General features: G+C 70.3%; 11 protein-coding genes and 1 pseudogene. 9 read left to right on the top strand and 3 right to left on the bottom strand.

Translation table 11 applies throughout. The features are described from left to right. Positions 1 to 232, top strand: a pseudogene (locus Pta02_RS15985) (DUF1664 domain-containing protein); the annotation flags it as partial. 6 nt (positions 233 to 238) lie between these two features. Here the strand turns inward: Pta02_RS15985 and Pta02_RS15980 are convergent. Next, a complete protein-coding gene (locus tag Pta02_RS15980; RefSeq protein WP_203875598.1) occupies positions 239 to 814 on the bottom strand; it encodes an isochorismatase family protein in 576 nt (191 codons plus the stop codon). A 4-nt stretch (positions 815 to 818) separates the two neighbouring features. Beyond that, positions 819 to 2,102 (bottom strand): nicotinate phosphoribosyltransferase, encoded by a 1,284-nt coding sequence (locus tag Pta02_RS15975; RefSeq protein WP_373872385.1) that lies wholly within the window; start codon positions 2,100 to 2,102, stop codon positions 819 to 821. Between the two features lie 46 nt (positions 2,103 to 2,148). Here Pta02_RS15975 and clpS point away from each other — a divergent pair, with 46 nt between their 5' ends. From clpS to Pta02_RS15945, 6 genes are all read left to right on the top strand, one after another. Continuing rightward, positions 2,149 to 2,436: an ATP-dependent Clp protease adapter ClpS gene (gene clpS, locus Pta02_RS15970; RefSeq protein ID WP_203875596.1), complete on the top strand. Its 288-nt coding sequence runs from the start codon at positions 2,149 to 2,151 to the stop codon at positions 2,434 to 2,436. Positions 2,437 to 2,470: 34 nt separating this feature from the next. Continuing rightward, on the top strand, positions 2,471 to 2,995 hold the full coding sequence (locus Pta02_RS15965) for a DUF2017 domain-containing protein (protein WP_203875595.1): 525 nt from the start codon (positions 2,471 to 2,473) through the stop codon (positions 2,993 to 2,995). A gap of 9 nt (positions 2,996 to 3,004) precedes the next feature. Further along, positions 3,005 to 3,421, top strand: a complete 417-nt coding sequence (locus tag Pta02_RS15960) for a M67 family metallopeptidase (protein ID WP_203875594.1) — start codon at positions 3,005 to 3,007, stop codon at positions 3,419 to 3,421. 58 nt (positions 3,422 to 3,479) lie between these two features. Beyond that, a complete protein-coding gene (locus Pta02_RS15955; protein ID WP_203875593.1) occupies positions 3,480 to 3,617 on the top strand; it encodes a hypothetical protein in 138 nt (45 codons plus the stop codon). Between the two features lie 82 nt (positions 3,618 to 3,699). Beyond that, positions 3,700 to 3,978 carry a MoaD/ThiS family protein gene (locus tag Pta02_RS15950; protein WP_203875592.1) on the top strand — a complete coding sequence of 93 codons (279 nt, stop codon included), beginning with the start codon at positions 3,700 to 3,702 and terminating at the stop codon, positions 3,976 to 3,978. A 124-nt stretch (positions 3,979 to 4,102) separates the two neighbouring features. After that, a complete protein-coding gene (locus tag Pta02_RS15945) occupies positions 4,103 to 5,050 on the top strand; it encodes a PLP-dependent cysteine synthase family protein (RefSeq protein WP_203875591.1) in 948 nt (315 codons plus the stop codon). Between the two features lie 156 nt (positions 5,051 to 5,206). Here the strand turns inward: Pta02_RS15945 and Pta02_RS15940 are convergent, their stop codons facing one another. Then, positions 5,207 to 7,120, bottom strand: a complete 1,914-nt coding sequence (locus tag Pta02_RS15940) for a DUF3352 domain-containing protein (protein ID WP_203875590.1) — start codon at positions 7,118 to 7,120, stop codon at positions 5,207 to 5,209. A 387-nt stretch (positions 7,121 to 7,507) separates the two neighbouring features. Here Pta02_RS15940 and Pta02_RS15935 point away from each other — a divergent pair, with 387 nt between their 5' ends. Continuing rightward, positions 7,508 to 8,311, top strand: a complete 804-nt coding sequence (locus Pta02_RS15935) for a thioesterase family protein (protein WP_203875589.1) — start codon at positions 7,508 to 7,510, stop codon at positions 8,309 to 8,311. 184 nt (positions 8,312 to 8,495) lie between these two features. After that, positions 8,496 to 9,320 (top strand): glutamate racemase, encoded by an 825-nt coding sequence (gene murI, locus Pta02_RS15930; protein ID WP_203875588.1) that lies wholly within the window; start codon positions 8,496 to 8,498, stop codon positions 9,318 to 9,320. The last annotated feature ends 51 nt before the right edge of the window (positions 9,321 to 9,371 follow it).

The following is a 9,371-nucleotide window of genomic DNA, read 5'->3' as shown; positions in this document are numbered from 1 at the left end:
CGTCACGGATCTGAAGAACGACATGGTCGAGGTCAGGCAGGACATCTCGGGTCTGAAGACGGATGTCGCGGATCTGAAGACGGACGTCACGGATCTCAAGACGGATGTCACGGGTCTGAAGGACGACATGGTCGAGGTCAGGCAGGACGTCTCGGGACTGAAACGGGACTTCAGGACCATGGACGGCAAGCTCGACAGGATCATCGGTTTTCTGGGGATGCCCGCGAGCTGAGAGGCGTCAGGGGGCGTGGACCACCGGGGCGCCGGTCAGGACGACTCCGGCCGAGTCGAGCTGGGCCAGGGCGGCTTCGGTGGTCTGGCGGGCGACGCCGGCGGTCAGGTTCAGGAGCACGTGGACGGCCAGGCCGTTCTCGACGGCGTCCAGGGCGGTGGCGCGCACGCAGTGGTCGGTGGCGATGCCGACGACGTCCACCGCGTGCACCTTGCGTGCGGAGAGCCAGCCGGCCAGGCTCGTGCCGTCGGGGGCGGAGCCCTCGAAACCGCTGTAGGCGGCCGAGTAGGCCCCCTTGCTGAACACCTCCTCGACGCGGCCGGTGTCGAAGGCGGGGTGGAAGTCGGCCCCCGGCGTCCCGGCCACGCAGTGTGCGGGCCAGGTGATCACGAAGTCGGGTTCGGCGGCGAAGTGGTCGCCCGGGTCCAGGTGGAAGTCGCGGGTGGCCACGATGTGGTCGTAGGGGTGCGAGGCGGCGTGCCGGGAGATCGCGGCGGCCACCTCGGACCCTCCGGCCACCGCGAGGCTGCCGCCCTCGCAGAAGTCGTTCTGGACGTCGACGATGATCAGCGCGGTTGCCATGGGCCTAGTCAAACACGGTCGGAAGCGCGACGTCTCCCCGGGACAGCTGGTGGGCCGTGGAGGGCAGCTCGCCGAAGGCCTCGCGGTGCCAGGCGCGGGAGTCGTCGAGCTTCTCCCGGCCGACGGCCTCTCCGCCGTCGGCCAGCATGACCTGCAGGGGCCGGGAGTCGGGCGGCCGGATCTCGGAGACGGTGACCACCTCGGAGATCGCCGTACCCGTCTCGTCGAACCGGCGGAAGGCGTTCTTGCGCCCGCCCCGGCTGGGCTTGCCGACCGACTTCTTGGCCACCGCCCGCATGTCCCCCGAGGCGTCCTCGCGGGCCACGAGCTTGTAGACGAGCGCGGCCGTGGGCGAGCCCGAGCCGGTGACCAGGGAGGTGCCCACGCCGTAACCGTCGACCGGCGCGGCGGCCAGGGCGGCGATGGCGTGCTCGTCGAGATCGCCGGTGACCAGGATGCGCGTGCGGTGGGCGCCCAGGGCGTCGAGCTGCGCGCGCACCTCGTGGGCCGCCTCGCCCAGGTCGCCGGAGTCGAGCCGGATCGCGCCCAGGTCCGGCCCGGCGAGCTCCACCGCGGTCCGTACGGCCTGCGCCACGTCGTAGGTGTCCACCAGCAGCGTGGTGCCCGCGCCGAGCGAGTCGAGCTGCGCGCGGAAGGCCTCCTCCTCCGAGTCGTGCAGCAGCGTGAAGGCGTGGGCCGCGGTCCCGGTGGTCGGCACGCCGTACACGTGGCCGGCCATCAGGTTCGAGGTGGCGGCGAACCCGCACAGGTAGGCGGCGCGGGCGGCGGCCACCGCGGACGACTCGTGGGTGCGGCGCGAGCCCATCTCGATGATGGGCCGCGTCCCCGCGGCGTGGGCCATCCGGGAGGCGGCGGTGGCGATCGCGCAGTCGTGGTTGAGGATCGACAGGATCAGCGTCTCCAGCAGCACGGCCTCGGCGAAGGTGCCCTCCACGGTCATGATGGGGGAGCCGGGGAAGTAGCACTCGCCCTCGCGGTAGCCGTACACCCGGCCGCGGAAACGGTAGGAGGCGAGGAAGTCGAGGGTCGGGGCGTCCACCACCCGGTTGTCGCGCAGGAAGGCGAGCTCGTCGTCGCCGAACCGGAAGGACTCCAGCGCGTCCAGCACCCGGCCGGTCCCGGCGACCACTCCGTAACGCCGTGCCCCGGGCAGCCGGCGGGCGAACACCTCGAACACCGCCCGTCGCGAGGCCGCCCCGCTGCGTAGCGCCGCCTGCACCATCGTCAGCTCATAGTGATCTGTCAGCAACGCCGTGCTCATGCTCATCGTCACGAGTCGAAGACTAAGCCCGGGGTAGGGCAGACTGGTGGATGTGGGTAGCACTGCTCCGATGGAGGTCGAGCGTCCCTCGGCGGACGTCCGGCCCGATCTGCCGTGGCTGACCATCGTCTGGAACGACCCGGTCAACCTGATGTCCTACGTGACCTATGTCTTCCAGTCCGTCTTCGGCTACTCCCGCGAGAAGGCGGAGAAGCTGATGCTCGACGTGCACCACAAGGGCAAGGCGGTGGTGTCCAGCGGCACCCGCGAGGAGATGGAGCGTGACGTTCAGATCATGCACTCCTACGGGTTGTGGGCCACCGTGCAGCGGGACTCGTGAGCCGCGGCTGCGAGCGGGGAGTGATGGGCGGGCGATGAGCAGCGGGTTCAAGGCCGGGCGCGGGGGCACGGTGATCGCCGACTTCGACGTCGCGGAGGTCTCGGTCCTGCGGTCGCTGATGGCGCAGATCCTGGACCTGATCGAGCCGGGGACGACCGGTGACGATCCGCTGGAGCGGGCCCTGGGCATCGGCTCCTCCGAGGAGCCCACCGACCCGGTGCTGGCCCGGCTGTTCCCCTCGGCCTACGAGGACGACGAGCTGTCGGCGGAGTTCCGCCGCTACACCGAGGCGACCCTGCGCGACGCCAAGCGGGCCGACGCGCAGACCATGCTCGACAGCGCGGTCCCGGGCCGGGTGGAGCTCACCGCCGAGCAGGCGCAGGCGTGGATGCGGGCGCTGAACGACGTACGGCTCGCGCTGGGCACCCGGCTTGAGGTGACCGAGGAGATCCACGACGAGATCGCCGGGATGCCGGAGGACGACCCCCGCTATCCGGCCTTCGTCACCTACGACTGGCTGACCTACCTCCAGGACACCCTGGTGCGCGCCCTTTGGTAGCTTCCAGGCATGCTCACGATCTCGCAGGAACTGGTTGACAAGATGATCGCCCACGCCCGGGCCGACCACCCGGACGAGGCGTGCGGCGTGATCGCGGGACCCGAGGGCTCCGACACCCCCGTCAGGTTCGTCCCGATGGAGAACGCCGAGCGGTCGCCGACCTTCTACCGCTTCGACTCCATGGAGCAGCTGCGGGTCTGGCGCGAGATGGACGACCGCGACGAGGAGCCGGTGGTCATCTACCACTCCCACACCTCGACCGAGGCCTACCCCTCGCGCACCGACATCAGCTACGCCTCCGAGCCGAACGCCCACTACGTGCTGGTCTCCACGCGCGAGGAGCTGGGGGAGAAGGCGGAGGTGCGCTCGTACCGGATCGTCGACGGCGTGGTGACCGAGGAAGAGGTCGTCATCGTTCCGGTGTGACCTCCGGCACCCGGTACGGCCGTGGGAGGTAAGCACCCCTTTGGGTAAACTGGCCATCATGTCGACCGCCGACCCGACCCTGGAGGACGTCGTGCGCGCACGTCCCGGTGTCCGGGTGCGGCACGCCGGTCTCGCTCCCGTGCAGAACTTCCTGTTCGGGCATACTCCCTTCGCCGTCGTCTACGACTGTCGCTGACCGGCAGTCCTGGAATCCCCCTTCGCCACCCGGTGTTCTGATCCGGTGGCGTCACCCGACGACTTGAGGAGACTGATCCGAGATGGCCATCGAAGTCCGCATCCCGACCATCCTGCGCACCTACACCGACGGCGCCAAGGCCGTGGACGCCCAGGGCGCCACGCTGGAGGAGCTGATCGGCGACCTGGAGTCCCGTCACCCCGGGCTGCAGGCCCGGCTGGTGGACCAGGGCGCCCTGCGCCGCTTCGTGAACGTCTACCTGAACGACGAGGACGTGCGTTTCCTCGGCGGTCTGGAGACCCCGGTGGCCGACGGCGACACCGTCACCGTGCTGCCCGCCGTGGCCGGCGGCTCCCGCTAGGCGCGCCCGCGCCGCCGGTGACCCCGGCGGGGCACGCGGGCGCCCGCCGCCCGCCACCACGACGTCTGCCATCGCGGCGTCGGTCACCTCGACGTCTGCCATCACGAAGCGGAAGCCAGCCCTCATGCGTTTCGAATCGCTGATCGACTCGGTCGGCCGTACTCCCCTGGTCGGCCTGCCCCGGCTGTCGCCGTCGGAGGACGTGCGGATCTGGGCCAAGCTCGAAGACCGCAACCCGACCGGTTCGATCAAGGACCGCCCCGCGCTGTGGATGATCGAGCAGGCGGAGAAGGACGGGCTGCTCAGGCCCGGTTGCACGATCCTGGAGCCCACCAGCGGCAACACCGGCATCTCGCTGGCGATGTCCGCCAAGCTCAAGGGCTACAAGCTGATCTGCGTGATGCCGGAGAACACCTCCGAAGAGCGCCGCCAGCTGCTGCGCATGTGGGGAGCGGAGATCATCTCCTCCCCGGCGGCGGGCGGCTCCAACGAGGCGGTGCGGGTCGCCAAGGGCCTGGCCGCGGAGAACCCGTCCTGGGTGATGCTCTACCAGTACGGCAACCCGGCCAACTGGCGTTCCCACTATGAGACGACCGGCCCGGAGATCCTGGAGGACCTGCCGACGGTCACCCACTTCGTCGCCGGCCTCGGCACCACCGGCACCCTGATGGGGGTCGGCCGGTTCCTGCGCGAGCGCGTGCCCGACGTCAAGATCGTCGCCGCCGAGCCGCGGTACGGCGAGCTGGTGTACGGCCTGCGCAACGTGGACGAGGGCTTCATCCCCGAGCTCTACGACGCCGACGTGCTGACCACCCGCTTCTCGGTCTCCTCCGGTGACGCCCTGCGCCGGACGAGGGAGCTGCTGGCCGCCGAGGGGATCTTCGCCGGGGTCTCCACCGGGGCGGCCCTGCACGCCGCACTCGGCATGGCGGCCAAGGCGGTCAAGGCCGGTGAGCGGGCCGACGTCGTGTTCGTGGTGGCGGACGGCGGGTGGAAGTACCTGTCCACCGGCGCCTACGAGGGCACGCTGGACGAGGCCGAGGAGCGGCTGGAAGGCCAGCTCTGGGCCTGACGGGCCGTGCCTCCCGTGCGGCGCCTCCCACGAGGCGTCTCGCGCGGAGACGGAAGTGAAGGCGGAAGCGAAGACGAGGAAGACGAGAGGGCGGGCGCCCCATCCGGGACGCCCGCCCTCTCGCGTGTGACCGTCGTGCTGCCGGTCGGGCCGCTGCTAGTTGAACAGGACCCTCAGGGAGAAGTCCGCGTCGCCGCCGTTCTGCGAGCCGCTGATGCCGACGGCGCGCAGGACCTGGGCGTTGGCCTTCTCGTCGCCCTGGAGGTTCTGCAGGTAGAACTTCTCGATCTTGTCGAGGTCGACGAAGGCCGCGAAGGTCGCCGAGCCGGCGTTCGGGATCGCGAGCTTGAAGGTCTCGCTGTCGGCCAGCGTGCCCTCCTTGGCGAGCTCGGCGGCGTACTCCTGCGAGCTGGCCAGGACCAGGACGCCGTCGCCGGGAACCTTGGCGATCTGCGGGACGGTGGTGCCGGAGTCGGCGAGGAACTTCTCGATCTTGCCGACGACTTCCTGGGCCTTGGCCGGGTCGGTGGCGATCCGGGCGCCGAACTTGGGCGCGTTGCCGTCCAGGCCGTTGGCGTCGAGGGCCAGGGTGAGGTTCTTGCCGAGCAGCGTCACCAGGTCGGCCGGGAGCGCCAGGCCGTACCGCTGCTGGGCCTGGTCGACGAACTGCTGGAAGCTCTGGCCGTTGCCGCTCTGGTTGAGGGTCTTCATGACCTCGGCCCACTGCTTGCCGAGCGTGTCGCCGAGACCGGAGATCGAGACGGCGGCGGCGGTGGTGGCCGGGAGCCGGCCGATCTGGGAGGGCTCGGGCTCGCCCATGTCCAGGGCCTGACCGCCGCGGGCGATGCCGGCGACCTCGGCGTAGCTGCCGTCGAAGCGGAGCGCACCGGCCACGCGGAGGTTCTTGATCTTGGCCAGGGTGGCCGGGTCCTGGGTGGCCAGCTCGGGAGCGAGCTCGGCGACCTTGCCCGCGTCCATCCAGAAGGACAGGACACCCGTCTCGCCCAGGTCGCTCTGGTCGGAGGTGAAGTTGGCGTTCTCCGACAGCGGCGCCGCGGAGACGGCCTGGTCGGCCTCGGCCTGGGTCGGGGTGACCAGCGCGTAGTCCTCGCGGAAGGCGATGCCGTACTTCTCCTCGCCCATCAGCTTGGCGATCCCGGCCTTGGCCTTGTCCTGGTCGGTGACCTGGACGGCGACCACGGCGCGGGGCTCCTCGCCCTGCTTGGCCGGCGGGAGGAAGGCCGCGCCGACGCGGGAGCCGAGCCACGGCTCGATGTCGGCGGCGTAGTCCACCTTGCTGAGGTCCTGGCTGTCCTTCTTGATCATGTCGAAGAGGGACTTGCGCGGGTCGTCGCCGGTGAAGGAGTCCTTGGTGACGGTGAACTTCTTGGCGATCTCGAACAGCGCCAGCTTCTGGTTCGCGGCCGGGTCGAGGTCGACGCGGACGTAGCCGAAGGCGTTGCCGGGCAGCACCTGGTCGGGCTGGGTGCCGCCACCGCTGAGCAGGTTGAACGCGTAGGCGCCGCCGCCGCCGATCAGTGCCACGACCAGCGCGGCGACCACCGCGACCAGCCAGCCCTTCTTACCGCGCCTGCGCGGGGCGGAGGACTGGGCGGCACCCAGGAACTCGGGGTTCTGCGGCTGCCAGCCGGCCTGCTGGCCGTAACCCTGCTGCTGGTAGGCCTGCTGGCCGTACTGCGCCTGCTGTCCGTGCTGGGCCTGCTGTCCGTGCTGGGCCTGCTGGCCGTACTGCGACTGCTGACCGTAGGCCTGCTGGCCGTACTGCGCCTGCTGCCCGTAGTTCTGCTGCGGGTAGGCGGGCTGGGACTGCTGGGGGTAAGGGGGCGGGGCCTGCTGGTAGCCGCCCGCTCCCTGGGGGTATCCGGACTGGCCCTGCGGGTAACCGCCGCCCTGGGCCGGGTAACCGCCCTGCTGGGGGTAGCCCTGGGGGTAGGCCTGGGTGTGCGGCTGGTCGTGCTGCTGCGCACCCTCGTTCCGACGGTATGCGATCGTCCTGTCGGGCTGGGGGCCCGATCCGGGGGACTGGTCGGGGGGATTGTTGGCAGGCATGCTCACTCACAATGTGGACTTCGCGGATGCTTAGAAGTTAGTGCACGTCTCTAGCGAATCACTTGCATCGAACTAACTGCGGCTTTGCTGCATCTAACAGGGGTTCGTCCCTGCTCCGACCGCCGCCCGGCACTCTCCGTGTGGATCACCGTCCTGAGACACGCAGTTCGAGGATGCCTTATGTGACGCCCCTGACACCGTCATAGATGGGAAAATCTAGACAAAAATGTTAAGTGCGTGACTTGTCGGGTCTTCTGTGCCTGGAGGGCCGTCGGTCCGCTCAAGGGGGGAACCGGGGAGGCGCGCGCCGCGCCGGGTGGGTAAAGTGGCCTCACTAGAATAAGGTTCGGGACGGACCGCCCGGTGAAGCGAGGCAGTGGACAGCAGATGACGAAGTTCGACGAGGCGACGCAGGCGATCCGGGTCGACGAGACCACCTATGACGTGTGCCTGGACCCCGGCTACTCGATCGGCGGGCCGCTCAACGGCGGCTACCTGATGGCCGTGATCCTGCGCGCGGTCGTGGACTCCTCCCCGCACGAGCACCCGGTGACCACCAGCGCCCAGTTCCTGCGCGCGCCCGTGCCCGGCCCCGCGCGGGTACGGCTGGAGCAGATCAAGACCGGCCGCACCGCGACGATGACCCGGGCCACCCTGGTCCAGGGGGACGGCCAGGGTGAGAAGGCCTTCATCGAGAGCCTCGTCACCACCGCCACCCTCGCCGACGTGGCCCCCGACTGGACCGGCGACCCCCCGGCGGCCATGCCTCCGGTCGAGGAGTGCGTCAAGCTGCCCGACCCCAAGCCCGAGTCGAACATGACGTTCAACGCCCAGATCGACATGGCGTTCGACCCGCCCACCATCGGCTGGCTCACCGGCGAGCCCACCGGCCGCCCCGAGGGCCGCGCCTACTTCAGGATGGCCGAGCCGCAGGACCCCGACCCCTACATCCTGGCTCTGGCCGTGGACGCCCTGCCGCCGGTGGTCTTCTCCGCCGGGGCCCGCGGCTGGGCCCCGACCGTGGACCTCACCTGGCACCTGCGCGCGCTGCCCGCCCCCGGCCTGCTCACCCTGCTCGGCAGCGGCCGCCTGATCAGCGACGGCTGGTTCGACGAGGAGGTCGAGGTCTGGGACTCCGCCGGCCGGCTGGTCGCCCAGTCCCGTCAGCTCGCCCGCGTCGGCCGGGGCTGACCCGCCGCGGCCGAGGGCGGCGGCGCCGAGCCGCGGGCGGGCGTCGGCTCGGAGCCGTGACCGGGTGACGGCTCGGAGCCGTGACCGGGTGACGGCTCTGAGCCGTGGTACGTGAGCGATGCAACATGCGTTGTGAGGATTCTTACCGTGAGCGTTCCGCACACGTCGCCTAACCTTGGGAACCGTGTCGCAAGCGAGCATCGGAATCTTCGACAGCGGTGTGGGCGGTCTCACGGTGGCCAGGGCCGTCATCGATCAGCTGCCCAATGAATCGATCTTCTACGTGGCCGACACCGCGCGGCAACCGTACGGGCCCAAAACGATCGCCCAGGTCCGGGCGTACGCCCTGGAGGTGATGGACCACCTCGTCGAGCACGACGTCAAGATGCTGGTGATCGCCTGCAACAGCGCGAGCTCGGCGGTGCTGCGCGACGCGCGCGAGCGGTACGACGTGCCGGTGGTGGAGGTCATCCAGCCGGCCACCCGCCGGGCCGCGCGGGCCACGCGCAACGGCCGGGTCGGCGTGATCGGGACCCGGGCCACCATCGAGTCGATGGCCTATCACGACGCCTTCGCCGCCGCTCCCGACGTCCGGCTGACCGGGGTGGCCGCACCCCGGCTGGTGGAGTTCGTCGAGCGCGGCGAGACGATGAGCGAGGAGCTCATCGAGGTCGTCCGCGACTATCTGGAGCCCATCCTCGCCGACGGCTGCGACACGCTCATCCTGGGGTGCACGCACTATCCGCTGCTCACCGGGCCCATCTCATACGTGGCGGGAGACGGCGTGACCCTGGTGTCCAGCGCCGACGAGACCGCCAAGGACGTCTTCCGGATCCTGCACGACCGAGGCCTGGCGGCCGCGGCCGGGACATCACCCCGTCACCGGTTCCGCGCCACCGGCGACGGCGCTCTGTTCGCCCGGCTCGGGCGGCGCTTCCTCGGGCCGGAGATCCAGGCAGTCGAACTCGCGGCGGTGGGAGACGCCGGGAGCAACGGGCACCGCCCGTAAAAGTGACCCGGCCGCGAGGGGGCGAGCCGGAACACAGGGAACAAGTGAGGG

The organism is Paraplanobispora takensis (assembly GCF_016863195.1).
Lineage (GTDB): Bacteria > Actinomycetota > Actinomycetes > Streptosporangiales > Streptosporangiaceae > Planobispora > Planobispora takensis.
Note: the sequence above shows the minus strand (reverse complement) of the source record. Positions and strands in the feature narration are given on the sequence as shown.

Coding starts and splice junctions, on each gene's coding strand:
- Pta02_RS15980 (WP_203875598.1), bottom strand. CDS start 814: ATGGCAACCGCGCTGATCATCGTCGACGTCCAGAACGACTTCTGCGAG.
- Pta02_RS15975 (WP_373872385.1), bottom strand. CDS start 2,102: ATGAGCATGAGCACGGCGTTGCTGACAGATCACTATGAGCTGACGATG.
- Pta02_RS15965 (WP_203875595.1), top strand. CDS start 2,471: ATGAGCAGCGGGTTCAAGGCCGGGCGCGGGGGCACGGTGATCGCCGAC.
- Pta02_RS15960 (WP_203875594.1), top strand. CDS start 3,005: ATGCTCACGATCTCGCAGGAACTGGTTGACAAGATGATCGCCCACGCC.
- Pta02_RS15955 (WP_203875593.1), top strand. CDS start 3,480: ATGTCGACCGCCGACCCGACCCTGGAGGACGTCGTGCGCGCACGTCCC.
- Pta02_RS15950 (WP_203875592.1), top strand. CDS start 3,700: ATGGCCATCGAAGTCCGCATCCCGACCATCCTGCGCACCTACACCGAC.
- Pta02_RS15945 (WP_203875591.1), top strand. CDS start 4,103: ATGCGTTTCGAATCGCTGATCGACTCGGTCGGCCGTACTCCCCTGGTC.
- Pta02_RS15940 (WP_203875590.1), bottom strand. CDS start 7,120: ATGCCTGCCAACAATCCCCCCGACCAGTCCCCCGGATCGGGCCCCCAG.
- Pta02_RS15935 (WP_203875589.1), top strand. CDS start 7,508: ATGACGAAGTTCGACGAGGCGACGCAGGCGATCCGGGTCGACGAGACC.